36 protein-coding genes are annotated in these 26845 nt (G+C 58.9%); 3 read left to right on the top strand and 33 right to left on the bottom strand.

What is annotated here, in order from left to right; all coding sequences use genetic code 11:
• Positions 1 to 6: 6 nt before the first annotated feature.
• The 3 genes from HK22_RS06595 to HK22_RS06585 are packed head-to-tail and all read left to right on the top strand — an operon-like array spanning position 7 to position 8026.
• Positions 7 to 3207, top strand: coding sequence for an efflux RND transporter permease subunit (locus tag HK22_RS06595; protein ID WP_086648732.1), 3201 nt, complete (start codon positions 7 to 9; stop codon positions 3205 to 3207).
• On the top strand, positions 3204 to 6482 hold the full coding sequence (locus HK22_RS06590; protein WP_086648731.1) for an efflux RND transporter permease subunit: 3279 nt from the start codon (positions 3204 to 3206) through the stop codon (positions 6480 to 6482). The genes HK22_RS06595 and HK22_RS06590 overlap by 4 nt, the downstream gene beginning before the upstream one ends.
• The gene (locus HK22_RS06585; RefSeq protein WP_086648730.1) at positions 6482 to 8026 is read left to right on the top strand and encodes an efflux transporter outer membrane subunit; all 1545 of its coding nucleotides are present in this window, start codon (positions 6482 to 6484) and stop codon (positions 8024 to 8026) included. The genes HK22_RS06590 and HK22_RS06585 overlap by 1 nt, the downstream gene beginning before the upstream one ends.
• 80 nt (positions 8027 to 8106) lie before the next feature.
• On the opposite strand, the gene HK22_RS06580 is transcribed toward HK22_RS06585, so the two are convergent.
• From HK22_RS06580 to rpsL, 33 genes are all read right to left on the bottom strand, one after another.
• Complete coding sequence (locus tag HK22_RS06580; RefSeq protein WP_077803141.1) at positions 8107 to 8277, bottom strand: DUF1328 domain-containing protein; 171 nt, start codon at positions 8275 to 8277, stop codon at positions 8107 to 8109.
• Between the two features lie 61 nt (positions 8278 to 8338).
• Positions 8339 to 8539, bottom strand: a complete 201-nt coding sequence (locus HK22_RS06575) for a hypothetical protein (protein ID WP_086648729.1) — start codon at positions 8537 to 8539, stop codon at positions 8339 to 8341.
• 115 nt (positions 8540 to 8654) lie between these two features.
• Positions 8655 to 9965 carry an MFS transporter gene (locus HK22_RS06570; RefSeq protein ID WP_062029319.1) on the bottom strand — a complete coding sequence of 437 codons (1311 nt, stop codon included), beginning with the start codon at positions 9963 to 9965 and terminating at the stop codon, positions 8655 to 8657.
• A 338-nt stretch (positions 9966 to 10303) separates the two neighbouring features.
• Positions 10304 to 10726 carry a 50S ribosomal protein L17 gene (rplQ, locus tag HK22_RS06565; protein ID WP_086648728.1) on the bottom strand — a complete coding sequence of 141 codons (423 nt, stop codon included), beginning with the start codon at positions 10724 to 10726 and terminating at the stop codon, positions 10304 to 10306.
• 27 nt (positions 10727 to 10753) lie between these two features.
• A complete protein-coding gene (locus HK22_RS06560) occupies positions 10754 to 11773 on the bottom strand; it encodes a DNA-directed RNA polymerase subunit alpha (RefSeq protein ID WP_011251942.1) in 1020 nt (339 codons plus the stop codon).
• Between the two features lie 132 nt (positions 11774 to 11905).
• Positions 11906 to 12298, bottom strand: a complete 393-nt coding sequence (rpsK, locus tag HK22_RS06555) for a 30S ribosomal protein S11 (protein ID WP_011251943.1) — start codon at positions 12296 to 12298, stop codon at positions 11906 to 11908.
• A 57-nt stretch (positions 12299 to 12355) separates the two neighbouring features.
• Positions 12356 to 12733, bottom strand: a complete 378-nt coding sequence (rpsM, locus tag HK22_RS06550; RefSeq protein ID WP_062029339.1) for a 30S ribosomal protein S13 — start codon at positions 12731 to 12733, stop codon at positions 12356 to 12358.
• A gap of 216 nt (positions 12734 to 12949) precedes the next feature.
• Complete coding sequence (locus HK22_RS06545; protein WP_086648727.1) at positions 12950 to 13531, bottom strand: adenylate kinase; 582 nt, start codon at positions 13529 to 13531, stop codon at positions 12950 to 12952.
• Positions 13528 to 14901 carry a preprotein translocase subunit SecY gene (gene secY / locus HK22_RS06540; protein WP_062029314.1) on the bottom strand — a complete coding sequence of 458 codons (1374 nt, stop codon included), beginning with the start codon at positions 14899 to 14901 and terminating at the stop codon, positions 13528 to 13530. The genes HK22_RS06545 and secY overlap by 4 nt, the downstream gene beginning before the upstream one ends.
• A gap of 97 nt (positions 14902 to 14998) precedes the next feature.
• Positions 14999 to 15487, bottom strand: a complete 489-nt coding sequence (gene rplO / locus HK22_RS06535; protein WP_062110051.1) for a 50S ribosomal protein L15 — start codon at positions 15485 to 15487, stop codon at positions 14999 to 15001.
• A 1-nt stretch (position 15488) separates the two neighbouring features.
• Positions 15489 to 15677, bottom strand: a complete 189-nt coding sequence (gene rpmD, locus HK22_RS06530) for a 50S ribosomal protein L30 (RefSeq protein ID WP_011251948.1) — start codon at positions 15675 to 15677, stop codon at positions 15489 to 15491.
• Positions 15670 to 16245 (bottom strand): 30S ribosomal protein S5, encoded by a 576-nt coding sequence (gene rpsE / locus HK22_RS06525; protein ID WP_011251949.1) that lies wholly within the window; start codon positions 16243 to 16245, stop codon positions 15670 to 15672. The genes rpmD and rpsE overlap by 8 nt, the downstream gene beginning before the upstream one ends.
• Before the next feature lie 12 nt (positions 16246 to 16257).
• On the bottom strand, positions 16258 to 16620 hold the full coding sequence (gene rplR / locus HK22_RS06520) for a 50S ribosomal protein L18 (protein ID WP_062029310.1): 363 nt from the start codon (positions 16618 to 16620) through the stop codon (positions 16258 to 16260).
• A complete protein-coding gene (gene rplF / locus HK22_RS06515; protein ID WP_062029308.1) occupies positions 16620 to 17156 on the bottom strand; it encodes a 50S ribosomal protein L6 in 537 nt (178 codons plus the stop codon). Before rplF ends, rplR begins: the two co-directional genes overlap by 1 nt.
• 10 nt (positions 17157 to 17166) lie before the next feature.
• On the bottom strand, positions 17167 to 17565 hold the full coding sequence (gene rpsH, locus HK22_RS06510; protein ID WP_011251952.1) for a 30S ribosomal protein S8: 399 nt from the start codon (positions 17563 to 17565) through the stop codon (positions 17167 to 17169).
• A gap of 12 nt (positions 17566 to 17577) precedes the next feature.
• Positions 17578 to 17883, bottom strand: coding sequence for a 30S ribosomal protein S14 (rpsN, locus tag HK22_RS06505; protein ID WP_011251953.1), 306 nt, complete (start codon positions 17881 to 17883; stop codon positions 17578 to 17580).
• A gap of 132 nt (positions 17884 to 18015) precedes the next feature.
• Entirely contained in the window at positions 18016 to 18579 is a 564-nt protein-coding gene (rplE, locus tag HK22_RS06500; RefSeq protein WP_062029307.1) for a 50S ribosomal protein L5, read from the bottom strand.
• Positions 18580 to 18590: 11 nt separating this feature from the next.
• Positions 18591 to 18911 carry a 50S ribosomal protein L24 gene (gene rplX / locus HK22_RS06495; protein WP_086648726.1) on the bottom strand — a complete coding sequence of 107 codons (321 nt, stop codon included), beginning with the start codon at positions 18909 to 18911 and terminating at the stop codon, positions 18591 to 18593.
• A complete protein-coding gene (gene rplN, locus HK22_RS06490) occupies positions 18911 to 19279 on the bottom strand; it encodes a 50S ribosomal protein L14 (RefSeq protein WP_011251956.1) in 369 nt (122 codons plus the stop codon). Before rplN ends, rplX begins: the two co-directional genes overlap by 1 nt.
• Positions 19280 to 19291: 12 nt before the next feature.
• A complete protein-coding gene (rpsQ, locus tag HK22_RS06485) occupies positions 19292 to 19564 on the bottom strand; it encodes a 30S ribosomal protein S17 (protein ID WP_062029305.1) in 273 nt (90 codons plus the stop codon).
• Between the two features lie 13 nt (positions 19565 to 19577).
• Complete coding sequence (gene rpmC, locus HK22_RS06480) at positions 19578 to 19811, bottom strand: 50S ribosomal protein L29 (protein ID WP_062029304.1); 234 nt, start codon at positions 19809 to 19811, stop codon at positions 19578 to 19580.
• Positions 19811 to 20227 carry a 50S ribosomal protein L16 gene (gene rplP, locus HK22_RS06475; RefSeq protein ID WP_011251959.1) on the bottom strand — a complete coding sequence of 139 codons (417 nt, stop codon included), beginning with the start codon at positions 20225 to 20227 and terminating at the stop codon, positions 19811 to 19813. The genes rpmC and rplP overlap by 1 nt, the downstream gene beginning before the upstream one ends.
• Before the next feature lie 57 nt (positions 20228 to 20284).
• Positions 20285 to 20962, bottom strand: a complete 678-nt coding sequence (gene rpsC / locus HK22_RS06470) for a 30S ribosomal protein S3 (RefSeq protein WP_011251960.1) — start codon at positions 20960 to 20962, stop codon at positions 20285 to 20287.
• 3 nt (positions 20963 to 20965) lie between these two features.
• Positions 20966 to 21394: a 50S ribosomal protein L22 gene (rplV, locus tag HK22_RS06465; RefSeq protein ID WP_062029303.1), complete on the bottom strand. Its 429-nt coding sequence runs from the start codon at positions 21392 to 21394 to the stop codon at positions 20966 to 20968.
• A 2-nt stretch (positions 21395 to 21396) separates the two neighbouring features.
• Positions 21397 to 21675, bottom strand: a complete 279-nt coding sequence (rpsS, locus tag HK22_RS06460; protein WP_011251962.1) for a 30S ribosomal protein S19 — start codon at positions 21673 to 21675, stop codon at positions 21397 to 21399.
• A 16-nt stretch (positions 21676 to 21691) separates the two neighbouring features.
• Positions 21692 to 22522, bottom strand: coding sequence for a 50S ribosomal protein L2 (gene rplB, locus HK22_RS06455; protein WP_062029300.1), 831 nt, complete (start codon positions 22520 to 22522; stop codon positions 21692 to 21694).
• Positions 22523 to 22538: 16 nt separating this feature from the next.
• Complete coding sequence (locus HK22_RS06450) at positions 22539 to 22835, bottom strand: 50S ribosomal protein L23 (RefSeq protein WP_174694446.1); 297 nt, start codon at positions 22833 to 22835, stop codon at positions 22539 to 22541.
• Between the two features lie 41 nt (positions 22836 to 22876).
• Positions 22877 to 23491 carry a 50S ribosomal protein L4 gene (rplD, locus tag HK22_RS06445; protein WP_062029295.1) on the bottom strand — a complete coding sequence of 205 codons (615 nt, stop codon included), beginning with the start codon at positions 23489 to 23491 and terminating at the stop codon, positions 22877 to 22879.
• Between the two features lie 11 nt (positions 23492 to 23502).
• Positions 23503 to 24186, bottom strand: coding sequence for a 50S ribosomal protein L3 (gene rplC / locus HK22_RS06440; RefSeq protein WP_062029290.1), 684 nt, complete (start codon positions 24184 to 24186; stop codon positions 23503 to 23505).
• A 10-nt stretch (positions 24187 to 24196) separates the two neighbouring features.
• The gene (rpsJ, locus tag HK22_RS06435; protein ID WP_007282720.1) at positions 24197 to 24505 is read right to left on the bottom strand and encodes a 30S ribosomal protein S10; all 309 of its coding nucleotides are present in this window, start codon (positions 24503 to 24505) and stop codon (positions 24197 to 24199) included.
• Between the two features lie 120 nt (positions 24506 to 24625).
• Entirely contained in the window at positions 24626 to 25816 is a 1191-nt protein-coding gene (gene tuf / locus HK22_RS06430) for an elongation factor Tu (protein WP_062029287.1), read from the bottom strand.
• 115 nt (positions 25817 to 25931) lie between these two features.
• On the bottom strand, positions 25932 to 26408 hold the full coding sequence (gene rpsG / locus HK22_RS06425; protein WP_011251968.1) for a 30S ribosomal protein S7: 477 nt from the start codon (positions 26406 to 26408) through the stop codon (positions 25932 to 25934).
• A gap of 12 nt (positions 26409 to 26420) precedes the next feature.
• The gene (gene rpsL / locus HK22_RS06420; RefSeq protein ID WP_011251969.1) at positions 26421 to 26792 is read right to left on the bottom strand and encodes a 30S ribosomal protein S12; all 372 of its coding nucleotides are present in this window, start codon (positions 26790 to 26792) and stop codon (positions 26421 to 26423) included.
• Positions 26793 to 26845: the final 53 nt, after the last annotated feature.

Here is a 26845-nt window from a genome sequence, read left to right as displayed (position 1 = left end):
AAGACCGTGAATCCGTCCCGCCTGTTCATCGAGCGCCCGGTTGCCACCAGCCTCCTGATGTTCGCCATCCTGCTGAGCGGCCTGCTTGGCTACCATTTTCTGGCCGTCTCAGCCCTGCCGCAGGTTGAATATCCGACGATCACGGTCTCGACTTTCTATCCGGGCGCCGGGCCGGACGTGATGAGTACGTCCGTCACCGCGCCGCTGGAAACCCAGCTCGGCCAGATGGCCGGTCTGGACCAGATGACGTCCCAGTCTTCTGGTGGCGCTTCGGTTGTCACGCTGCGCTTCGGGCTGGACATGTCGATGGACGTGGCCGAGCAGGAAGTTCAGGCCGCAATCAACAATGCCACCTCCCTGCTGCCGAGCGATCTGCCCGCCCCTCCGATCTATGCGAAGGTCAACCCGGCGGACACCCCCGTCCTGACGCTCGGCATCACGTCCAAAACGCTGCCGCTTCCCGAGGTCGAGGATTACGTCAACACGCGGCTTGAACAGAAGATCAGCCAGATTTCCGGCGTCGGTCTTGTCACCCTGTCAGGCGGTAACCGCAAGGCGTACCGGATTCAGGTCAACATCCCGAAGCTGACCTCCTACGGCATCGCGATCGACACGCTGCGCACCATCATCAGCACGGTCAACGTCAACTCCCCGACCGGTACATTCGACGGTCCCAAGCGTTCCACCTCCCTGCGCATCGACGGACAGATCCAGTCCGTCGCACAGCTCATGAACCAGGTGATCGCGTATCAGAACAACGGTCCGATCCGCGTACGGGACATCGCGACCGTCGTTGAGGGTGCGGAGAACGCACAGCTTGCCGCCTGGGCCAACCGCACGCCTGCGCTGATCCTGAACGTGCAGCGTCAGCCCGGCGCGAACGTCATTGGCGTCGTGGACAACGTCCTGCGCGTCCTGCCACAGCTCAAGCTCGACCTGCCGCCGGGCATCGACGTCACGCCTCTGACCGACCGCACCACGACCATCCGCGCTTCCGTCAATGATGTGGAATACGAACTGGCACTCGCCATGCTCCTCGTCGTGGGCGTGATTTTCGTGTTCCTGCGCAATGTCCCGGCGACGATCATTCCCAGCCTTTCCGTTCCGCTGTCTCTGATCGGCACGCTGGCGGCGATGTATCTGTTGGGTTTCTCGCTCGACAACCTGTCGCTGATGTCCCTGACCATCGCGACCGGCTTCGTCGTCGATGACGCCATCGTCGTGATCGAGAACATCGCCCGTTACGTCGAGGCTGGTGAAGACCGCTACACCGCCGCACTCAAAGGTGCGGGCGAGATCGGCTTCACCATCATCTCGCTGACGGTCTCGCTGATCGCCGTGCTGATCCCGCTACTGTTCATGAAGGATGTCGTCGGGCGTCTGTTCCATGAATTCGCGATGACGCTCTCCATCACCATCATCATTTCCGCTGTCGTCGCCCTGACGCTGGTGCCGATGATGTGCGCGCGCCTGCTGTCTGACACGCATGCGCCCTCCACGAAAAATACGGTCTGGAGCCGCCTGTCCAACCGCACCGAGCGAGGCATCAACGCCCTGATCGCAGGATACGGGCGCTGGCTCGATGTCGTGCTGCGCTTCCGGGTCACGACCCTTCTGGTGACGCTCGGCACGATCGTCCTGACCGGTGTCCTAGCCTGGACCATCCCCAAAGGCTTTTTCCCGACGCAGGACACCGGCGTCATCCAGGGCATCTCCGTGATGTCGCAGGCCATTTCCTTTGAAGGCATGAAAGACCGTCAGGCCGCCCTTGGAGACGTGATCCTGAAGGACCCGGACGTCGCCAGCATCTCGTCTTTCGTGGGCATCGACGGCCAGAACATGACGCTCAATGTCGGCCGCTTCCTGATCAACCTCAAGCCGCGTGAACAGCGCACGTCCAGCCTTGAGGCAATCATGCGGCGCCTGTCCTCCGTCGGGGATCAGGTGATCGGGGCGCAGCTTTACGTCCAGCCGATTCAGGATCTGTCTCTGGATTCCTCGATTTCCGCCACGCAGTACCAGTTCATGCTGGAAAACCCGGATTACGACACCTTCAAGACCTGGGTGCCGAAATTCGTGGATGCTTTGCGCAAGGAACCGTCGCTGCGGGATGTCACGTCGGACCTTCAGGCCGAGGGACTGGTCGCCCAGCTTTCGCTCGACCGTCCGACCGGTGCACGATACTCAATCACGCCGCAGACGGTCGACAATCTCCTGTATGACAGCTACGGCCAGCGTCAGATCACGACGATCTATACGCAGTCTAACCAGTACCGCGTCATTCTGGAAGCCGACCCGAAACTACAGACCGACCTGACCTCCCTGAGCCAGCTTTATCTGCCCGGCATTTCCTCGCAGGCCGGTGGCAGCACGTCCGGTCCGACGCGCCAGCCGACATCGGGGCTCGTGCCGCTGTCGCAGGTGACGACGATGACGCATGTCCTCGCCCCCCTGCTCATCAGCCATTTCGGCCAGTTTCCGGCCACGACGGTGTCGTTCAACGTCGCCAGCGGTTATTCGCTTGGGGCTGCCACCAACGCCATCGAGCGCGTGGAAAAGCAGATCGGCCTGCCGCCGGAGTTCCAGACTGCCTTCCAGGGCACGGCGGCAGCATTCCGCTCGTCGCTGTCCAACGAGGTCTGGCTGGTCATGGCAGCCGTGATCGCGGTCTATATCGTGCTGGGTATTCTCTATGAGAGCTATATCCACCCGATCACGATCCTCTCCACCCTGCCTTCCGCCGCCATCGGTGCGCTGATCGGGCTCTATCTGTTCGGGATGGATCTCGACATCATGGGCATCATCGGCATCGTGCTGCTGATCGGCATTGTGAAGAAGAACGCCATCATGATGATCGACTTCGCTCTCGAAGCCGAACGCCTGGAGGGCCATACGCCGCTTGAATCCATCAAGCGCGCGGCTATGCTTCGCTTCCGTCCGATCCTGATGACCACACTGGCCGCCCTGTTCGGAGCCCTGCCCCTGCTGATCGGCACGGGCGTCGGCTCCGAACTGCGGCGTCCGCTGGGTGTGGCCATCGTTTTCGGCCTGATGATGTCCCAGCTTCTGACCCTGTTCACCACGCCCGTCATCTATCTGTTCATGGATGAGCTGGGAACGAAAACGCGTGCCTTCATGCAGCGTCACCGCCGCAACAGCCCGCCTTCGCAGCCCCAGGCCCCCAGCCCTCACACAGGCGCTCCGTGAATCTGGTCCGCCTCTTTGTCCTGAGGCCCGTTGGCACGACGCTGCTGGCGGTGGCTCTCGTGATCGGCGGCGTCATGGGGTATTTCGCCCTGCCTGTCGCCGATCTGCCGGACGTCGACTTCCCGGTCATCATGGTGACCGCGAACCAGCCCGGCGGCTCCCCCTCCGAAATCGCGAGCACGATTGCCGGCCCTCTGGAGCGGCATCTGGGCGCGATATCCGGCGTCACGGAAATGACCTCGGAATCCACGGTCAACCAGACGCGCATCACCCTTCAGTTCGACCTGTCGCGGGACATCAACGGTGCTGCGCGTGACGTGGAGGCGGCCCTGCAGGGCGCGCGGCAGGATCTGCCTACCAGTCTGCGCAGCAACCCGACCTACATGAAGGCGAACTCCAACGGTCCGCCCATCCTCGCGTTGACCCTGTCGTCCAGCACCCGGACGCCGCAGGAACTCTACGATTTCGCAAGCAACATCCTCATCCCGCAGCTCAGCCAGATCCAGGGCGTCGGCGATGTGGAGATCCGGGGCGCGTCTCTTCCGGCCGTACGTGTTGAAATCAATCCGCTTCGCCTGTTCCATTACGGGATCGGTTTCGAGGATCTGCGGGCCGCCCTTGCCTCCGCCAACGCCCATACGCCCAAGGGTTTTCTGGATGCCAATGGCGAGCGCATGATGCTCTCCACCAATGACCAGGCCACGGATGCGGAAGAATACCGCGATCTGGTCATCGCCTATCGCAACAGCCAGCCTGTCCGCCTGACGGATCTCGCGGACGTCAAGAACAGTGTCGAAGATCTTCGTCAGGCGGGGTATCTGAACGGCAACGCTGCCATCATCTGCACGGTCTTCTCGCAGGGTGGCGCAAACGTCATCAAGACGATCGACGGCATCCGTGGCCGCCTGCCAGCCCTTCAGTCCGCCCTGCCCGGCAATACCGACATTTCGATCCTGATCGACCGCTCCAAGACAATCCGGGCCTCGCTGGACGATACGAAACAGACGCTCGTCATTGCCGTCGTGCTCGTGGTCGTCGTCGTCCTGCTGTTCCTGCGCAGCCTGTCCGCCATCATGGTTCCGGCCATCGTGGTGCCAGTCTCGATCGTGGGAACCTTCGGGGCCATGGCGCTGATGGGATACCAGCTCGACAACATGTCGCTGATGGCGCTGACGATTTCGACGGGCTTCGTGGTCGATGACGCCATCGTCGTTCTGGAAAACATCGCCCGCTACATGGAGATGGGCTACGACCGGCAGGATGCCGCCATCAGGGGCACGACCGAAGTCGCGTTCACGGTCGTTTCGATCACGGTCTCGCTGATCGTGGTGTTTGCACCGATCATGCTCATGGGCGGGATAGCCGGGCGCCTGTTCCATGAGTTCGCGATGACCATGGTCATCACGCTCTGCATTTCGCTACTCCTGTCCCTGACGCTGACGCCCATGATCAGCGCCCAGCTCCTGACCCACACGGACGATAACGGTCCCGGTCCGTGGAAGAAGACAGGCCGTTTCCTCGAACGCATGATCAGCGCCACCACTTCGGGTTACGGCAGGTCGCTGGACTGGGCCCTGGGGCACCAGTTCGTGATCGCGATGTCGCTGCCCGCCACTCTGGTGCTTGCCGGCGTGCTGTATGTGAAGATGCCCAAGGGTTTCTTTCCCTCCGAAGATACCGGGCAGATCATGGGGCGCGTGGTCGCCGATCAGTCGATCTCGTTTCAGGCGCTTCAGAAAATCGTGGTCAAGGCCATGAAAAGCGTCGCGTCCGACCGGGATGTCGTCGGCGTTATGGGGGGCGTTGGCGGGCGTTCGGCCAATTCGGCGAACATGTTCATCGCTCTCAAGCCCAAATCCGAGCGTACGGACGATCTTGCGACCACCATCCAGCGCCTCACCCGCAGATTCTCTCACATTCCCGGCGCGCAGCTCCGTCTGATGGCGCCCGGCAGTGTCCGCACGGGTGCCCGCCCCGGCGACGCCGCCTACCAGTATTCTCTGGAAGGCCCCTCCGCCGAAGACCTGTTCGAATGGACGCCAAAAATTACGGCCGCCTTCTCGAAGCTGCCGGAACTCATGGATGTAACCTCGAACGTCGAACAGGGCGGTCAGGGGATCAACATCGCCATCAACCGCGATACGGAAGCACGCTATTCCGTCACGCCGCAGCTCATCTCCAACACGCTTTATGACGCATTCGGCCAGCGCGCGGCATCCATTATCTACGGCAACCTCAACCAGTACCGCGTCATCATGGAAGCAGCCCCCCGCTACTGGCAGGACCCGTCGATGCTGCAACAGATGTGGATCAGCACCTCCGGCGGAACAGCGGCGGGTGGTACGGCATCGAACAATATCCGCGCGCGTGCCACAACGGCTGTCACGACCCTGTCACAGAGTGAACAATCCTATCAGAACTCCGTCGCCAACGCTCTGGCAGGCGGAAAGTCAGCGTCGAGCGGTGCGGCCGTCGCCACAAGCGTGGACAACATGGTGCCCCTGTCCGTCCTCTCACGGCAGCGCAACACCAATACGGCCCTGACCGTCAGCCATGATGGGCAGTCCGTTGCGACGACCGTGTCCTTCAATCTTGCGCCCGGTGTTTCGCTTGGTACTGCCGTGGATGCCGTGCAGGCTGCCATGGTGAAGCTGCATGTCCCCTCGGACATTCACGGCGGGTTTGCAGGCAATGCGGCGGCTTTCCAGAAATCCGCCGGCAGCGAAATCCTGCTGATCCTGGCAGCACTCGCGGCCGTCTATATCGTGCTGGGCGTCCTGTATGAGAGCCTGATCCATCCCCTGACAATCCTTTCGACACTGCCGTCCGCAGGCGTTGGCGCCATTCTGGCACTTCAGATCTGCGGGGAGGAATTCTCCCTCATGGCTATGATCGGCGTGATCCTGCTCATCGGCATCGTCAAGAAAAACGCCATCATGCTGATCGACTTCGCCCTCGTGGCGCAGCGCGAAGGCCTGTCGGCCAGAGACGCCATCCGTCAGGCCAGCCATCTGCGTTTCCGTCCTATCCTGATGACGTCTCTGGCGGCTGCGTTCGGTGCCGTGCCCCTCATCATCGGCAACGGATATGGCTGCGAACTCCGGCGACCGCTTGGGATCGCCATTCTCGGCGGTCTGGTAGTCAGCCAGTTGCTGACCCTCTACAGCACACCCGTCATTTTCCTGTATCTCGACCGGTTCGGACGCGCCATGGGCCGTCTGCGTGCCCACGTCGCTTCCTTTTTCCATCTCTCAGCCCGGGGAACACAGTCCTGATGCCCGCCCTCCGTAAGTCCACCCTGCGCACTGCCCTGCTGGGGGCGGCGACCCTGCCTTTCCTGAGCGGCTGTATCGGCGGCATGGTCGGTCCGAACTACCATCGCCCGAAAGCCATCATCTCCGCCAAATTCAAGGAGGCGCCTCCGCCGCCGGGCTGGCAGATGGCGGCTCCGGATCTTGCGAAAATGCCCAAGGGAGACTGGTGGACGATCTTCAACGATCCCGTCCTCAATGAACTTGAGGAACGCGTAGCAACGTCCAACCAGAGCCTGAAGGAATATGAGGCGCAGTACCGCAAGGCGGCTGCCACGATTGACTCGGTCCGCGCGCAGCTCTTTCCGACCCTGAGCGGAAAATTCAGTTTCAACCGCAACTCACAGGGCGGCAGCACGTCGAATGCCAGCAGCGGCATTCCCTACACATCCAGCCAGTCCTACACGTCCAACACATGGACCACTGGCCCGTCCGCAAGCTGGACCGTGGACGTCTGGGGCATGATCCGCCGGCAGATCCAGCAGCAGGTTGCCGCCACACAGGCCGACGCCGCCCTCGTTGCGAACATGCGACTGTCCTATCAGCTTCAGCTCGCACAGGACTATTTTGATCTGCGCTACCAGGACAGCCTGATTGCGCTCTATACACGCAATGTGGATCTGTATCGTCACAATCTGGAAATCCTCCAGAACCAGCTCGACGCTGGTGTCGCGGATCCGACGAGCGTCCTTCAGGCCCGCTACCTGCTGCAATCGACGCAGGCCAGCCTGTCCAACGCCCATATTTCCCGCGCGCAGTACGAACACGCCATCGCCATGCTGACAGGCCGTGCTCCTGCGGAACTGAGTCTCGCCTCCTCTCCCCTCCCCGAGACGATCCCCGCAGCTCCTGTCGCCGTGCCCTCCATGCTCCTTCAGCGCCGCCCGGACGTGGCGCAGGCCGAGCGCAACATGGAAGCGTATAATGCGGAGATCGGATACGAGATCGGCGCCTTCTTCCCGCAGGTCACGCTCTCCGCTTCCTACGGCTATAGCGGCAATCCTCTCGAGCAGCTGATCCAGGCCGCGACGCGCACATGGAGCCTTGGTGCGGCTGCAACCGAGACGATCTTTCAGGGCGGTGCACGCTCCGCTGCGGTGCGCAGCGCGGAAGCCGATTATGACAACGCCGTTGCCACCTATCGCCAGACGGTTCTTGCAGCGCTTCAGGACACGGAAGACCAGATGTCCGGGCTGCGTTATCTCGACCAGCAGCTTGCGTTGCAGAATGCTGCCGTCAAAACCGCAGAAAGCGCCGTTCAGGTGTCCATGAACGAGTATCTCGCCGGAACGCAGATCTACACCACGGTCATCACGGCCGAACAGAATGCCCTGCAGTATCAGGAAACCCAGCTCAGCGTGCGACAGCAGCAGTTCCTCGCAGAAGTCAAACTCATGACGGACCTGGGCGGCGGCTGGACCACACAACAGCTTCCAAGCAAGGGTTCGCTCCAGACAGACAATCCTTTTCTTCCCTCCTTCATTCAGAGGGACAAGAACGGGAACTGAAGAGCATAAAAAAAAGGCGGGGCCATCGGCACCCGCCCTTTTCATTTCAGCCCTGAAAATCTCAGCTCTGAATCAGGCCCTTACAGGGCATGCAGGCCCGCGACACCGGCGAGAATGGCCAGCACGGCCAGCACGATGAAGACAATGAAAAACAGCTTGGCAATTCCTGCCGTAGCCGAAGAAATGCCCGAGAAGCCGAAAAACCCGGCAATGATGGAAATGATGAAGAACACAATCGCGTAGTGCAGCATGACGGTGGTACCTTGCCCAAGAGTTCGTGGTCATGTCGTAACGTCACGCGCCTGCGGAAGTTTAATTTTTCCCTAAAAGACGCTTTCCCAACAAAAACCCGATAAAAGATGCGGTCAGAAGCCAGAGTAGCGGCTGATCCACCATCAGATCACTGACAAGTGCTTCCGTTTCTCTTGCCACCCGAGAAAGTTTTGCTGCCATCCCGCTTCCGCAGGGGCATGTGTCCGCCCCTCCCCGCAGGCGTTCCAGATCAGCGCTCATAGGCCTTTTCCCTGCCATGACATGCTCCCAACGTAAAAAAGGCAGCCCGGTCACGGGCTGCCTTTTCTTTTACATCGTCAGAGCACTCAGGGGATGTCCTGAATCAGGGTCCTGCTCAGTGACCAACGGCAGGAGCGTCTTCACCCCGCAGCGCAGCCTCTTCATTGTAACGACGGGCTTCGGGAGAGATGGTCAGAGCCATCGTCATTCCGGCGGACAGAAGATAGATCACCGCAAACGTCCAGATTACATACTGCATGCCCGGACCAAAGACCGCTTCACACCCGGCAACAACCGCCGGTCCAACCCAGGTGGATGCCCCGGCACCCAGACCAAGGATAGACAGCGCAGCCGCTTTTTCACGCGGACAGATCTGCGGCATCAGGCCCGACAACGGCACGAAAGCAGCCACCGTTGCACCATAGAAAATCCCTGCCGCAGCCACGGCCCAGAAATTTCCCGGGAACCAGAGCGGTACGTAATAAAACAGTGGAATGGCCACAAAGCCACCGATCCCGCCGAAAACCGCCACAACAAAACGGTGTCCCAGCGTATCTGCCACCATGCCCGAGACGAGGTTGAACAGGATGTTGCTCAGGAAAATGAGTGACAGGAGGTTAAGCCACTGGGCAAGGGAGAAGCCAAGATGATCCACGAAAAACGCGGGCATGATCGCAAGGAAGGCATATTCCGAAGAAGTATCAATCACGCGGACGATACCGGCAATCAACGTCTTCGGCTCACGCCACATGATGCTCATGGAACCGAAGAAAATATCCTTGGTCGGAATATGGTCTGGAAGAAGGCGCTTCTTGCCTGTCGGCTCATGCGTGAACAGCAGCGCAACAAGACCACCCAAGATCACAAGCCCCAGGGAGCACCAGAAGGTGCGAAGTTCGCCAATTTCCGGAATGGCAAAGCGTGCAAACTGCGATCCCAGAGTGGGAAGACCTGCTGAGAAGGAAAACCAGAACCAGCCTGCGGCCGAGCCCAGCATGGCTGTCGGCGTAGCGGCAGCAATCCAGACAAGGAAACCGTATGCAAACAGCGGGTAGGCAAACCCTCGCAGCGTATAAAACAGCAGGATCATGGGTCCGCTGTTCGGCCCCAGCCCCAGAGCCAGGAACCCGACTTCAAGGACAGTCCATAAAATGAGGCCAAGCCACATGACTTTTTTTGGCCCCATGAGATCTGACAGAGGCCCGGAGAACCAGGCCGCGATCATCACGGTGATGCCATAAAACGTGAACATTTCATTCACGAAACCCTGCGTATGGCCGTGGTGCAGCATGTAAGTATCGAGATACCCCGCTTCCACGCCATCGCCGACCATGAACAGAAGCTGACCCACGAACGCCCAGAAGAGCGCTCTGGGTATTCCAAGGGTTTCCGCCAGCCCATGTTTCGGAGGGGAAGATTCGGACATTATAACGCTCTCCAAACGCTGGACGCATCACGAACCCATCCGGGCCTCATTGCCGGGATACATATTCGATGCGTCGTGGCAGGCCCTACGAGAGTGCTCGGACCTGTTTCTCAGAATTGTGCAGACCCCACACGAAGAACGACACAACATTCTTCAAAAAGGGAGAAACCGCATCCTGTAAGGAAGCGGAAATTCAGACTGCCTCAGAAAGAGACAGGAAAGATTCTGCAAAGAGTGGTGACTGCATATCACACAACATCGTGGCAAATAAACCACGAATCAAAAAAGGCCGGGACATTCCTGCCCCGGCCTTTCTCAATGCTTCAAAAACAGGAGCCTCAGGCGGCTTCCTGCTCCTCGGCAATGTTCTGCTTCGGTCCGCTGTCTTGGCCCTTGGCAGCGACATCGCGATCAACCAGTTCGATCACGGCCATATCGGCATTGTCGCCATAACGCACACCAGCTTTCAGAACGCGGGAGTAGCCACCGGCACGTCCCTTGTAACGCTCGGCAACAGCCGAGAACAGCTTCGTCACGACGGCATCGTCACGCAGCTGCGCGAAAGCCTGACGACGGGCGTGCAGGTCGCCACGCTTGCCGAGCGTGATCAGCTTCTCGACCACCGGGCGAAGTTCCTTCGCCTTCGGCAGGGTCGTCGTGATCTGCTCGTGCTTGATGAGAGCCACGGCCATGTTGCGGAACATGGCAGCGCGGTGAGAAGAGGTGACATTGAGCTTACGCCCGCTCACACCATGACGCATTGCTAGTTTTCCTTACCTTGAAAGTTCTCAGAACGTCTCGTCGAGACGCTTGGCCAGATCCTCGATGTTCTCGGGCGGCCAGGCTGGGACGCTCATGCCGAGCGACAGCCCCATACCGGTGAGAACTTCCTTGATCTCGTTGAGCGACTTGCGCCCGAAATTAGGCGTACGGAGCATTTCCTGTTCGGACTTCTGCACCAGATCGCCAATGTAGACAATGTTGTCGTTCTTGAGGCAGTTGGCGCTACGCACCGAGAGCTCGAGTTCGTCAACCTTGCGAAGAAGATTGCGGTTGAACGGCAGGTCATCCTGCGGTTCTTCATGCTGGACCGGACGCGGCTCATCGAAGTTGATGAACAGCTGCAGCTGATCCTGAAGAATCCGGGCTGCAAGAGCCAGGCTGTCTTCCGGCGTCACTGCACCGTTGGTCTCTACCGTCAGCAGCAGCTTGTCATAGTCAGTGACCTGACCGACACGCGTCTGCTCGATCTTGTAGGAAACCCGACGGACCGGCGAATAGATCGCATCGATGGGAATAAGGCCAATCGGGGCATCTTCCGGGCGGTTTGCTGCTGCTGCAACATAGCCCTTGCCCATATTGACGGTGAATTCCATGCCGAGCTTCACGCCGTCATCGAGCGTGCAGATCACGAGATCGGGATTCATGATCTCGATGTCATGCCCTGCCTGGATCTGGCCAGCCGTCACTTCACCCGGGCCGGTGGCCGTCAGGATCATGCGCTTGGGGCCTTCACCATGCATGCGAAGAGCAAGCTGCTTGACGTTCAGGACGATGTCCGTGACGTCTTCGCGCACGCCCGGCACGGCGGAGAACTCATGCAGCACGCCATCGATCTGGATGGCGGTCACGGCAGCACCCTGCAGCGACGACAGGAGAATACGACGCAGTGCATTACCGAGCGTCATGCCGAAGCCGCGTTCCAGAGGCTCGGCCACGACAGTGGCGATGCGCGAGGCAACCGGTCCGGGCTCGACTTCAAGCTTCTCCGGCTTGATGAGGGACTGCCAGTTTTTCTGGAGAACCAAGGTCGTGGCCTTTCAAACAACGAAGCACGCCAAGGGAAATTGGCGGCACCTGGGCCCGCACCAGCGGTGCGGTAAAAGATGCAATCACTTACAGATGCTGCGTATCGCACGCGATACGCAGCAAAGCATCACTCAGACGCGACGACGCTTCCGGGGACGGCAGCCATTGTGCGGCACAGGCGTCATGTCGCGGATGGACGTAATGTTGAACCCTACGGCCTGGAGGGCACGAAGCGCGCTTTCACGCCCCGAACCCGGGCCGGAGACCTCGATCTCAAGCGTTTCCATGCCATGCTCGCGCGCCTTGCGGCCGGCATCTTCTGCAGCGACCTGGGCAGCATACGGCGTGGACTTACGGGAGCCTTTAAAGCCCTGCGCACCCGACGACGACCAGGCAATCGCGTTGCCCTGTGCGTCAGAAATGGTGATCATGGTGTTGTTGAACGTGGAGAGCACGTGAGCAACACCGGAAATGATATTCTTGCGTTCCTTTTTACGGATACGCGGAGCAGCGGCCTTCGCCATGAGAGAGGTCGTCCTAAAAGTTTAAGCAAAAACGTCGATGAAGAGATCAGCCGCGGATTAGCGCGTAACCTTCTTCTTGCCAGCAATCGCCACAGCCTTGCCCTTACGGGTACGGGCATTGGTATGCGTACGCTGACCGCGGACCGGCAGGCCACGACGGTGACGAAGGCCACGGTAGCAGCCGAGGTCCATCAGACGCTTGATGTTCATTGCGGTTTCGCGGCGAAGATCGCCTTCGACGCGCAGTTCGGAATCGATCAGTTCGCGGATCTTTACGATCTCATCGTCAGACAGCTCGTTGACGCGCTTGGCATCGGGGATCTCGAGCTTGCTGCAGATGGACTGCGCTGTCGCCGGGCCAATGCCATAGACATAACGCAGGGCAATGACGACCCGCTTGTTGGTCGGAATGTTTACGCCGGCAATACGTGCCACGCCTGTTACTCCCATTGAAGCGGCCTGAAGCCGCCTCAGACTGTTATATCCCCGGCCATGGCCAGGTCGATGATCTTGCAGCCAAACCTGTCACCCACCGATTCCGGCAGAGGCACGAACGGTCTGGCTACACCTATGTCGAGGGCGCGCAATAGACTGCTCACCCCACCTGAGTCAAATAATAGAGATCACTTTTTCGTGATATCGTTCTGAAACTCAGTTTTTTACAGCGCCCGTCACGATGGCATCAATCGCTTTGCCAACGGTTTCAACGTCTTTCATGCCATCGACATGGAGCAGACGCCCCGCCTTCTCGTAATAGGGAAGGATCGGAGCAGTCTGTTTGCGATAGACGTCAAGACGCGCGCGAACAACCTCGGGATTGTCGTCCGGACGCCGCGTTCCGTCTTCGCCTTTGCGACTGGCGATACGGTCCACGAGTTCGTCTTCGTTGACATCCAGAAGAATGACCGCACCGATTGTCAGACTACGATGAGACAGCATGGCGTCCAGCGCCTCAGCCTGGCTTTCGGTCCGGGGGAAGCCATCAAGGATAAATCCGCGCTGGCAATCCGGTTGTGCGATACGGTTCTGGATCATCGTCACGATGATCGGATCAGGAACAAACTGCCCCTTCTCCATGATCGCCTTGGCTTCATTCCCGATTGCCGTACCCGCGGCCACCTCAGCACGCAGCATATCGCCAGTGGAAATCTGCTTGAAGCCGTAAAGGGTTTCAAGCCGCTTGGCCTGTGTGCCCTTTCCTGCCCCGGGAGGGCCAAGAAGAATAATGTTCATCGACGTCTTGTGCCTCCCTGTACACCACCCCGGCTTCCACGGCTGCGTTGCTTGCGGATCAGACCCGAATACTGGTGCGCCACCAGATGGGACTGAATCTGTGTGACCGTATCAATCGTGACTGACACGATAATAATCAGGCTCGTGCCGCCAAAATAGAACGGAACATTGTATTTGCTGATCAGGATCTGTGGCAACAGACAGACCACCACAAGATACATCGCACCGATCGCCGTCAGACGGGACAGGATTTTGTCGAAATACGTAGCCGTGCTTGCGCCGGGACGAATGCCAGGAATGAAGCCGCCCTGCTTGCGCAGGTTCTCTGCCGTTTCCTCGGGATTGAATGTAATCGCCGCATAGAAATAGGAGAAGAACAGAATCATCGCGGCATAGAACAGCATGTAAAGCGGCTGTCCCTGGCCTAACTGCTGGCCTAGGACCGAGAGCCAACCCGGCATCGAATGCCCGTTCATGAAACCGGAAATGGTTACAGGAATCAGGAGTACGGACGACGCGAAGATTGGAGGGATGACGCCTGCAGTGTTCACCTTCAGCGGCATGTGGGTGGAATCACCGCCAAAGATACGGTTTCCGACCTGACGCTTCGGATACTGGATCACAACCCGACGCTGAGCCTGTTCCATGAAGACAATGAAGCCAATGACGGCAATTGCCAAAACAAGGAAAATCACCACGAAAATGGGTGAAAGTGCTCCTGTTCGCCCAAGTTCGAAAAGGCTGGCCAGAGCGTTCGGCAGATTGGCAACAATGCCTGCAAAGATGATGAGGGAGATCCCGTTCCCGACACCTCGGGACGTGATTTGCTCACCCAGCCACATCAGGAACATCGTGCCGCCAACAAGCGTCACCACACAGGATGCGATGAAGAACGCTCCAGGGGCCACCACAGCATTGGCACCATGCGCCGTCATGTTCTCAAGGCCAACAGCAATGCCGTAAGCCTGGAAAAGAGCAATAAAGACCGTAAGATAGCGCGTATACTGGTTAAGCTTTTTACGGCCCGCCTCACCTTCCTTCTTCATTGCTTCCATGGACGGAAGTGCCGTGGAGAGAAGCTGGATGATGATCGAGGCACTGATATACGGCATGATGTTCAACGCAAACACGGTCATACGCCCGAGCGCACCACCGGTGAACATGTCGAACATTCCCAGAATGCCACCTTGATGCTGGGCAAGAAGCTGCCCCATCACGGTCGCATCGACACCCGGAACCGGAATATACGTGCCAAGTCGATAGACGATCAGCGCGCCCAGAGTAAACCAGATGCGCTTTTTGAGTTCGGTCGCCTTGGAAAACGAACTCATATTGAGATTGGCGGCGAGCTGCTCTGCTGCGGAAGCCATCCACCTGTCCTTTCATGAAAACAGCGTCGCCGCACATAAGCACGGGACGCTGTTCACTATCCAACCCTAACCCGGGCCGAAGCCCAGGGAAGAAAACTCAGGCCTCAGCCTGAGCTTCCTTCTTGGTCTCGAGTACCTTGACGGTACCACCAGCCTTCTCGACTGCTGCAAGAGCAGCAGCAGAAGCACCGGCAACTTCGATGGTCACACCATGCGAAAGTTCACCATGGGCCAGGAGACGGACACCGGCCAGCTTGCTTCCGTTGACGAGACCAGCCTTGCGAAGGGTCTCCTCGGTGACGGTTGCAGCCTTGTCCAGCTTGCCGCTTTCAATGGCCTTGGAGATTGCGCCGAGGTTCACCGGAGCATATTCCTTGCGGAAGATGTTCACGAAGCCACGCTTCGGCATACGACGGTACAGCGGAAGCTGACCACCCTCGAAGCCGTTGAGCGACACGCCCTCACGGGCCTTCTGACCCTTGACGCCACGACCTGACGTCTTGCCCTTGCCGGACCCGATGCCACGTCCAAGACGCTTCTTGCGATAACGGGAACCCTCGTTATCGCGCAGTTCGTTGAGGTTCATTTCAACCCTCCACCTTGATGAGGTGGGCAACCTTGCGGATCATTCCACGCACGGCCGGAGTATCCTCCAGCGTACGCGTGGAACCAATTCCACGCAGACCAAGACCGGTGATGGTCTCAGCCTGGCCCGGTTTACGACCGATGACCGAAGCGATCTGCGTAACCTGAACGGTCTTGCCATTCTCAGCCATTTGTCACCTCCGCTTCCGTCTGGCCCTGCTCGCGCTTGCCAAACAGTTCCGCAGCCTTCTTGCCACGACGGGAAGCAACATGACGCGGGCTGCTGGCCTTTTCGAGCGCAGCAAAGGTTGCCTTGATCATGTTGTGCGGGTTACGCGTTCCCAGGCTCTTGGCCACAACGTCATTGACGCCGAGGCTTTCGAACACTGCACGCATCGGACCGCCAGCGATGATACCCGTACCAGCTTCGGCAGCACGGACAACAACCTTGCCAGCGCCGTAGTGACCGAACGTATCGTGATGAAGGGTACGACCCTCCTTCATCGGCACGCGGATCATCGTGCGCTTTGCACGCTCGGTTGCCTTGCGAATTGCTTCGGGAACTTCACGGGCTTTACCTGCTCCGTAACCGACGCGACCCTTCTGGTCACCGACGACGACGAGGGCAGCGAACGCGAAACGGCGACCACCCTTTACGACTTTGGCGACACGGTTGATGGTGACGAGCTTGTCGACCAGATCATCGCCCTGCTCGCGCTCACGACCACCACGGCCGCCTTCTCTTGGCTCACGTGCCATGTGTGATCCTCCTTAGAACGAGAGTCCGCCCTCACGGGCAGCCTCTGCCAGGGCTTTGACCCGGCCATGATACAGATAAGAGCCGCGGTCGAACACGACGGTCTTGACGCCAGCTGCAACACCGCGTTCGGCAATCAGCTTGCCGATAAGCGTGGCCGCAGAGGTATCGGCGCCGGTCTTGCCAGCATCGCGAAGCGTCTTTTCCAGCGTAGAGGCGCTGGCGAGCGTACGACCCTGGGCATCGTCGATGATCTGGGCATGAATATGCTTGCTGGAACGGAAGACCGACAAACGCGGCCGGCCGCCGCTCTTGCGACGAAGCTGGAAACGCAGCCGCTGACGGCGACGTTCCTGCAATCCTTGCTGCGATGCCATTACTTCTTCTTACCTTCCTTACGACGCAGAACCTCGGTCTCATACCGAACACCCTTGCCTTTGTAAGGCTCAGGCTTGCGGAAGCTGCGAATATCGAGCGCAACCTGACCAACACGCTGCTTGTCGTTGCCTTCAACGACAATCGCGGTCGGACGCGGAGTGGTGATCTTGATGCCTTCCGGAATCGGATAGACAACATCGTGCGAGAAGCCGAGGTTCATCACCAGGTTCGAGCCCTGAACAGCAGCACGGAAACCCGTACCCTGAATTTCAAGCCCCTTGGTGAAGCCGTCCGACACACCCTTGACCGTGTTAGCGATCAGAGCGCGGGTGGTTCCCCACATGGTCCAGTTTTCACGGGAACGGCGACCAAGAGGAGCAACAGAAACATTGCTGCCTTCGATCTTCACTTCCACATGACGGGAAACCGGAACGGTCAGCTCACCGAGCTTGCCCTTGGCTTTGAAGATGCCATCAGCAACGGAAACCTGCACGCCAGCCGGAACTTCGACGGGATATTTACCTACGCGAGACATGCGATCCTCCTTAGAAGACGCGGCAGAGGACCTCGCCGCCAACGTTGGCAGCGCGAGCCTCGACGTCCGACAGGACGCCACGCGGGGTGGACAGGATCGACACACCAAGGCCGGCATAAACGCGCGGAAGTTCCTTGATCTTCGAGTAGACGCGACGGCCGGGCTTGGAAACGCGATGGATTTCCTTGATGACCGGCTGGCCTTCTACATACTTCAGCTCGATACGGAGCTGTGCAACACCCTTGCGGAGCTCTTCAGCAGCGAAGCCACGGATGTAGCCTTCACGTTTCAGAGCTTCCAGAACGCTTGCGCGCAGCTTGGATGCAGGCGCAACGCAGACAGCATGACGGGCACGCTGCGCATTGCGGATCCGGGTCAGCATATCGCCCAGTGGATCAGACAAAGACATTCGATCTACCCTTTACCAGCTCGACTTGACCATGCCAGGAATCTGGCCGGCGGAGGCAAGATCGCGCAGAGCAATACGGCTCAGTTCGAACTTGCGATAGTTGGCACGGGGGCGACCAGAAAGCTTGCAACGCAGACGGACGCGGGTTGCGGATCCATTGCGCGGCATCTGGGCCAGCTTAAGGGTCGCATCAAAGCGGTCTTCAACCGACAGTGTGCGATCCTTGATGATGTTCTTGAGAGCGGTCCGCTTTTCCTTGTCGCGCTTCACCAGGGCAGCGCGATGGTTATTACGGTTTACCGCTGAGACCTTCGCCATCTCGAATTTTCTCCCGGAACCTGTCAGGCCTATCCCGACGGTTTTCCAATCAGCGTGTCTATAAAGGAAAGCGGCCTTCCAATGGAAGGCCGAATCCTGATTTTAACCGTGATCGGTCTGAAAAATTATGGATCAGCCGTTGAACGGCAGATCAAAGGCCTTCAGCAGGGCCTTTGCTTCAGCATCAGACTTGGCGCTGGTCACGAAGATGATATCCATGCCGCGAACGGCATCGATCTTGTCATATTCGATCTCAGGAAACACGATCTGTTCCTTGATGCCCATGGCGAAGTTGCCATGTCCATCAAAGCCCTTGTTTGCCGGCAGCCCACGGAAATCGCGGATACGCGGCATGGCGATCGTCACCAGACGGTCAAGAAACTCGTACATGCGGGCACGACGAAGCGTGACCTTGCAGCCGATGGGCAGACCTTCACGGATCTTAAAGCCGGCAATAGCCTTGCGAGCAAGGGTCTTGACAGGCTTCTGCCCCGAAATGACGGTCATTTCCGCAAAAGCGGCATCAAGCTTCTTCTGGTCACCAGCGGCTTCACCAACGCCCATGTTCAGCACGATCTTCTCGAGCTTGGGAACCTGGAGTTCGTTGGCATAGCCAAACTGCTCGCGAAGCTGCTTTTTCAGCACTTCTTCGTAACGCTGGTGCAGACGCGGCAAAGCGTTCTTCTGTTCGCTCATTGTTGCGTTCCTCAGCCTTCGATCACTTCGCCGGTTGCCTTGGCAACACGAACCTTGCGACCGTCTTCCAGAATGCGGAAGCCAACACGCGTCGGCTTGCCGCTCTTCGGATCAACCAGCTTCAGGTTGGAAAGATGGATCGGCATTTCGCGCTCGATGATTCCACCTTCTCCGCCTGTGCGGTTGGGCTTCGTGTGGCGCTTGGCGATAGCCACGCCGCGCACAACAGCCTTCTCGGCCTTCGGCATCACGGCGAGAACTTCGCCGCGAACGCCACGGGACTTACCAGAGAGGACCAGAACCTGGTCACCCTTCTTGATACGAGCAGCCATTACAGCACCTCCGGAGCCAGCGAGATGATCTTCATGAACTTGCGCGCACGCAGCTCACGAACCACCGGGCCAAAGATACGCGTACCAATCGGCTCCTGCTGCTTGTTCAGCAGAACAGCGGCGTTCTTGTCGAAACGGATGGCGGAGCCATCTGCACGACGAACCGGGTAGGAGGTGCGAACGATGACGGCCTGATGCACGTCACCCTTCTTCACCTTGCCGCGGGGAATTGCTTCCTTGACGGACACGACAATGACGTCGCCGACCGAGGCAGTCTTCCGCTTGGAGCCGCCCAGCACCTTGATGCACTGCACCCGACGCGCACCGGAGTTATCGGCGACGTCAAGGTTGGTCTCGGGATGAATCATGTGCCTACCCCCTTATGCGCTGACGGAAGAGGACGCTGAAGCCAGCTCCTCGCCGTTGCGCGACACGACAGACCACGTCTTGCGCTTGGAGATCGGTGCGCATTCTTCAATGCGAACCAGATCACCCGTCTGGCAGACGTTTTCTTCGTCATGAGCCGCATACTTCTTGGAGCGGCGAATAAACTTCTTGTAGAGCGGGTGCATGATGCGACGATCAACAAGAACGGTAACCGTCTTGTCCATCTTGTCGCTCGTGACCCGACCCGTCAGGACGCGCCTTGGCATCGTCCGTCTCCTCTCAGGACTTAGCGGCGGACGTTTTGGCGCCCGCACGGTTCTTCGATGTGTGAGCCAGTGTCTTGATACGTGCTACTGCACGGCGCACGACCTTGACGCGGCTTGTGTTCTCCGACTGCCCTGTGGCAGCCGAAAAACGGTGGTTGATCTGTTCGCGCTTGAGATCGAGCAGAAGAGCGTTCAGCTCGTCCTCGCTCTTCGCGCGCAGATCGGCAGGCTTGTACGTGTCGGCCATTACGCGTCTCCGATACGCTGAACGAACTTGGTCTTGATCGGAAGCTTTGCAGCCCCCAGACTCAGGGCCAGCTTGGCAACCTCAGGCGGAACGCCTTCGATCTCGAACAGGATACGACCCGGCTTGACACGTGCGGCCCAGTACTCGGGGTTACCCTTACCGGAGCCCATACGCACTTCTGCAGGCTTTGTCGAGACCGGAGTGTCCGGAAAGATACGAATCCACACACGACCTGCACGCTTCATGGCACGCGTGATCGCACGACGGGAGGCTTCGATCTGGCGAGCGGTAATCCGCTCCGGCTCCAGCGCCTTCAGGCCGAAGGCACCGAAGTTCAGCTGGGTTCCGCTTTTCGCCAGACCGTGAATGCGGCCCTTGTGGGCCTTACGAAACTTTGTCCGCTTCGGGGAAAGCATGTTGTTAAATCCTCAAATCAGCACCAGCAAAGGAACTGTGAGCTTTCGCTCACAGTCTTAGCGCTGGGGAGCCTGCTCCGCAGCACGACGATCCTGTGCCAGCGGGTCATGAGCCAGGATCTCACCCTTGAAGATCCATACCTTCACACCGCAGGTACCATACGTTGTCTTGGCAGTTGCCGTACCGTAATCGATATCGGCGCGAAGGGTATGCAGGGGAACGCGTCCCTCACGATACTTTTCGGCACGAGCGATTTCAGCACCACCCAGACGACCACCGCAGGTGATCCGGATGCCCTGGGCACCCAGACGCATTGCAGACTGGATTGCGCGCTTCATGGCACGACGGAATGCAACGCGACGCTCCAGCTGCTGAGCGATGTTCTCGGCAACAAGAGTGGCGTCGATTTCCGGCTTGCGGATCTCGACGATGTTCAGCGCCACATCGGTCTTCGCCATACGGCTCAGTTCCTTGCGGAGCGCGTCGATGTCCTGACCCTTCTTGCCGATCACGACACCCGGACGGGCAGCGTAGATCGTCACGCGGGGCTTCTTTGCCGGACGCTCGATAACAACGCGGGACACGCCTGCGCCGGAAAGCTTGCGACGCAGGAATGCACGAAGCTTCAGATCTTCATGCAGCAGACGTGCGTAATCTTGACCAGCGTACCAACGGCTGTCCCAGGTACGGTTGACGCCGAGCCGAAGCCCGATCGGATTGACCTTGTGTCCCATGGATCAGGCTGCCTTCTGCTCTTTGTTGGTTCCGCGAGACGGCTTCGTCTCTTCCGGTGCTTCCGCACGCTCGGCAACAACAATCTTCAGGTGGCTGAAGAACTTCTGGATCTGAGAAGAACGGCCACGGCCACGAGCGTGGAAACGCTTCATGACAATGGACTTGCCGACTTCTGCAGTCTTGACCACCAGCTGATCGACATCGAGCTGATGGTTGTTCTCAGCGTTGGCCACGGCGCTCTCAAGAGTCTTCTTGACCTGCTGCGCGATACGACGACGCGAGAAGGCAAGAGCGGCGATAGCCTTGTCAGCCGGCTGGTTGCGGATCATCGCCGCAACCAGGTTCAGCTTTTGCGGGCTGACGCGGATGTTGCGGGCAATGGCCTGCGCTTCCGTGTCAGCAAGCGTGCGGATATGCTTTGGCTTGCTCATTTTCAGCCCCGCTTCGACTTCTTGTCAGAGCCATGACCGGTGTAGGTCCGCGTCGGTGAGAATTCACCGAACTTGTGACCGACCATGTTCTCCGTGACCTGCACAGGCAGGAACTTGTGACCATTATAGACGCCGAACGTAAGTCCAACGAACTGCGGAAGGATCGTCGAACGACGCGACCAGATCTTGATCACTTCATTACGACCCGAAGCGCGTGACGCTTCAGCCTTGCCGAACAGATACCCGTCAACGAACGGGCCCTTCCAGACGGAACGTGCCATCTCTGTTTGCCCCCTCTTACTTGCCGGACTTACGGCGACGGATGATCAGGCTATCCGTCTTTTTGTTAACACGTGTCTTGTAACCCTTGGTCGGAACACCCCAGGGCGTAACCGGATGACGGCCACCAGAGGTCCGGCCTTCACCACCACCATGCGGATGGTCGACCGGGTTCATGACAACGCCACGGTTATGCGGACGACGTCCGAGCCAGCGGGAACGACCGGCCTTGCCCATGTGCTGGTTCATGTTGTCCGGGTTGGACACGGCACCAACGGTTGCCATGCATTCACCACGAACAAGACGCAGCTCACCGGACTGCAGCTTGATCTGCGCGTAGCCGGCGTCCTTGCCGACCAGCTGCGCATAGGTGCCAGCCGAACGGGCCATCTTGCCACCAGCGCCCTGCTTGAGCTCGATGTTATGCACGATCGTTCCGACCGGCATTGCACCCAGCGGCATGGCGTTGCCGGGCTTTACGTCCGTGTGGGCGCCGGAGATGACGCGATCGCCAACCTTCACGCGCTGCGGAGCAAGGATGTAGGCGAGTTCGCCGTCTTCATACTTGATCAGCGCAATAAACGCCGTACGATTCGGATCGTATTCGAGACGCTCGACCGTTGCGGCCACATCGAACTTGCGACGCTTGAAGTCGACATAACGATAGGACTGCTTGTGCCCGCCGCCACGGAAACGAACTGTTGTACGACCGTGATTGTTACGGCCACCGGACTTGTTCTTGCCTTCCGTCAGCTGCTTGACCGGCTTGCCCTTGAAGAGCTCGCTGCGATCAATCAGCACGGTGCCGCGTGTGCTCGGCGTCGTGGGATTAAAGTGCTTGAGTGCCATGGTATCCTACCCCGCGTCAGCCCAGCTTGGCTGTAAGGTCAATGGACTGACCTTCAGCAAGCTGTACATACGCCTTCTTGATGTCCGAGCGACGGCCAGGACGACCCTTGACGCGCTTGACCTTACCCTTCTGGACCAGCGTGCTTACGCCGGTAACCTTCACGTTGAAGAGCTTCTCAACCGCAACCTTGATCTGAGGCTTCGTCGCGCCAGGAGCGACCTTGAACACCACCTGGTTACGCTCGGAAAGAAGCGTCGCCTTTTCGGTGATCAGCGGTGCACGGATCACGTCATACAGGGCTTCCTGAGACATGTTCTGTGCAGTCTTGTGTGCGTTCATGACGGTATTGGTGGTCATGCCAGACGCTCCTTAAGACCCTCAAGACCGGCGCGGGTGATAACCAGCACGTCGTGGTTGAGGATGTCATAGACGTTTGCACCAATGGTCGGCAGAACGTCGATCTTCGGCAGATTGGCGATTGCGCGAGCAAACTGCTCGTCGACAGCGCCATCAACGATCAGCGCGGACGTCCAGCCCAGAGCCTTGATCTTCGCTGCGGCTTCACGGGTCTTGGTGACACCGTTGGCTGCATCGAGAACGATCAGCTTGCCCTCGGCAGCCTTCTGCGACAGGGCGCAGATCAGGCCGAGACGACGAACCTTCTTGGGAAGGTCATAGCCGTGATCGCGAACGACCGGACCATGAACAACGCCACCCGTACGGAACTGCGGCGCACGCAGGGAGCCCTGACGGGCAGAGCCCGTGCCCTTCTGACGGAAAGGCTTCTTGGTCGTGCCAGAAACTTCACCCATGCCCTTGGTACGGTGCGTACCGGCGCGGCGCTTTGCCAGCTGCCAGTGCACGACGCGTGCCATGATGTCCGAGCGCGGGGTGACAGCGAAAATCTCTTCCGGAAGCGCGACAGAGCCTGCGCTACCATTATCGAGGGTCTTGATATCGTATTCCATGCCCCTCGTCCTCAACCGGCGGCCGCCACTGTTGCTGCCGGATACGGCGCATCAGCATGGCGAGCCTTCTTGATTGCATCGCGAATCAGCACAAGGCCGTTCTTCGCACCAGGAATTGCACCCCTGACCATGATCAGGTTGCGCTCTTCATCCACGGCAGCGATCTCAAGGTTCAGCGTGGTAACACGCTCGTCACCCATGTGACCTGCCATCTTCTTTCCCTTGAAGACCTTGCCAGGATCCTGGCGCTGGCCCGTAGAACCGTGGGAACGGTGGCTGATGGAGACGCCGTGGGACGCTTCGAGACCTGCGAAGTTATGACGCTTCATAACACCCGCAAAACCCTTGCCCTTGCTCTGGCCCGTGACGTCAACTTTCTGTCCCACAACGAAGTGAGCAGCGGACAGCTTGGTTCCAGCTTCCAGCAGGGCGTCTTCAGCGACGCGGAACTCTGCCAGATGCTTTTTTGGCTCGACCTTGGTCCGGGCAAAGTGGCCACGGTTCGCCTTGGTGACATTCTTCACCTTGGCATTACCAAGTCCGAGCTGAATGGCGGTGTAGCCATCGCGCTCGTTCGTGCGGGCATCCACAACCTCGACATTGTCAAGGTGAAGGACCGTCACAGGCACATGCGTGCCATCTTCCTTAAACAGCCGGGTCATTCCCAGCTTCTTTGCAATCAATCCGGTTCGCATCGTCTGGACCTTAGAGTTTGATCTCGACGTCCACGCCAGCGGCGAGGTCGAGCTTCATGAGGGCGTCCACGGTCTGCGGGGTCGGCTCGACAATGTCGAGCAGCCGGCGGTGAGTCCGAATTTCGAACTGTTCGCGGCTTTTCTTATCCACGTGTGGCGAGCGGTTCACCGTGAACCGTTCGATATGCGTCGGCAGCGGGATCGGACCCCGAACCCGCGCACCCGTACGCTTCGCCGTGTTTACGATCTCTTTGGTGCTGTTGTCCAGCACGCGATGATCGTACGCCTTAAGGCGAATGCGGATGTTCTGGTTGTCCATGTTCTTGTTCGTCCAACTCAAAAATTCGGGTGTCGTCCTACTGCCATTGCCCCTGAAAGGGAACCCCGGTCAGAAAAAATCTGACCGGGGCTGTCAAAGCCAACAGCTAAACGCAGGACTTTAGGCGGTGATGGAAGAAACCACACCGGCACCCACGGTACGGCCGCCTTCGCGGATAGCGAAGCGCAGGCCTTCGTCCATGGCGATCGGAGCAATCAGCTCCACGTCCATGGCAACGTTATCACCCGGCATGACCATTTCCGTGCCTTCCGGCAGCGTCACGACGCCCGTGACGTCGGTCGTACGGAAATAGAACTGCGGGCGATAGTTCGTGAAGAACGGCGTGTGACGACCGCCCTCTTCCTTCGTGAGGATGTAAGCCTCAGCCTTGAAGTTCTTGTGCGGCGTGATGGAGCCGGGCTTTGCCAGAACCTGGCCGCGCTCGACGTCTTCACGCTTCGTGCCACGAACCAGTGCACCGATGTTGTCACCGGCTTCACCGCGATCGAGCAGCTTGCGGAACATCTCAACGCCCGTAACGGTCGTCTTGATGGTATCCTTCAGGCCGATAATCTCGACTTCGTCACCCACGTTGACAACGCCGCGCTCGACACGACCCGTGACAACCGTACCACGACCCGAGATCGAGAACACGTCTTCGATCGGCATCAGGAACGGACGGTCAACCGGACGCTCCGGCTGCGGGATGTAGGCGTCAACCTGCGTCATCAGTTCGAGAACGCGGTCTTCACCGATTGCTGCGTCGCCATCTTCCAGCGTCACAAGAGCGGAGCCCTTGACGATGGGGATATCGTCGCCCGGGAACTGGTAGGAAGACAGAAGTTCGCGAACTTCCATTTCCACGAGCTCGAGCAGCTCCGGATCATCAACCTGGTCAACCTTGTTCAGGAACACGACCAGAGCCGGAACGCCAACCTGACGTGCAAGCAGGATGTGTTCGCGGGTCTGCGGCATCGGACCGTCAGCAGCGGAAACGACGAGAATCGCGCCGTCCATCTGAGCTGCACCCGTGATCATGTTCTTCACGTAGTCAGCATGGCCCGGGCAATCGACGTGAGCATAGTGACGGTTGGCCGTCTCGTACTCAACGTGAGCCGTGGAAATGGTGATGCCACGAGCACGCTCTTCAGGAGCCTTGTCGATCTGGTCGTAGGCGCTGAACGTTGCGCCACCGGACTTTGCCAGCACCTTGGTGATTGCAGCAGTCAGCGAGGTCTTGCCGTGATCGACGTGACCGATGGTGCCGATGTTGCAGTGCGGCTTCGTCCGCTCAAATTTAGCCTTTGCCATCGTCTTTCTCCAAAACCCCGCTCCACCTGGAACGGGAGTAAGACTGAAAGTTCAAACCAGTCAGTGCACGATCCCGAGATCGCAGCACTGCCGGAAGCCCTTTAACCGGTTCTGATTACCAGCGATAGTGGCTGAATGCCTTGTTGGCTTCAGCCATACGGTGCGTGTCTTCGCGCTTCTTGACAGCGGAGCCACGGTTGTTGACCGCATCCATCAGTTCGTTGGACAGACGCTCCTGCATCGTGTTCTCGCCACGCTTGCGGGAGGCGTCGATCAGCCAGCGGATCGCGAGGGCCTGACGACGCTCGGCGCGGACTTCAACCGGAACCTGATAGGTTGCGCCACCGACGCGACGCGAGCGGACTTCAACCGCAGGCTTCACGTTGTCCAGAGCCGAGTGGAACATGGCCACCGGATCTGCAGTCGTGCCGCCGCGGCGGCGCATGACTTCGAGGGCACCGTAAACGATACCTTCGGCGGTGGATTTCTTACCATCGTACATCAGCGCATTCATGAAGCGCGTAATGACGACGTCTCCGAACTTCGGATCGGGAAGGATCTCGCGCTTTACAGCGCGGTGACGGCGACTCATTCCAAATACCTCTTACTTCGGACGCTTCGCGCCATACAGCGAACGACGCTGACGACGCTTGGCGAGACCCTGTGTATCAAGCACACCACGCAGGATGTGATAACGGACGCCAGGAAGATCCTTCACGCGGCCACCACGGATCAGAACAACACTGTGTTCCTGAAGGTTATGACCTTCACCCGGAATGTAGCTCACGACCTCATACCCGTTGGTCAGACGCACCTTGGCGACCTTACGCAGAGCGGAGTTCGGCTTCTTTGGCGTTACGGTATACACACGCGTGCAAACGCCACGCTTCTGCGGGCAGCCCTGCAGTGCGGGGACCTTGTTCCGCTTTGCGGCCGGCTCACGGCCGTTCGCGATCAACTGGTTGATGGTCGGCATGCGCCCTTCCCAATCCTTGTCCTATTTCAGACAGCAACATTGCTGTTTCTGTC

The organism is Gluconobacter sp. DsW_056 (assembly GCF_002153595.1).
Classification (GTDB): Bacteria; Pseudomonadota; Alphaproteobacteria; order Acetobacterales; family Acetobacteraceae; genus Gluconobacter; species Gluconobacter albidus.
This window is presented reverse-complemented; position numbering and strand designations above follow the sequence as displayed.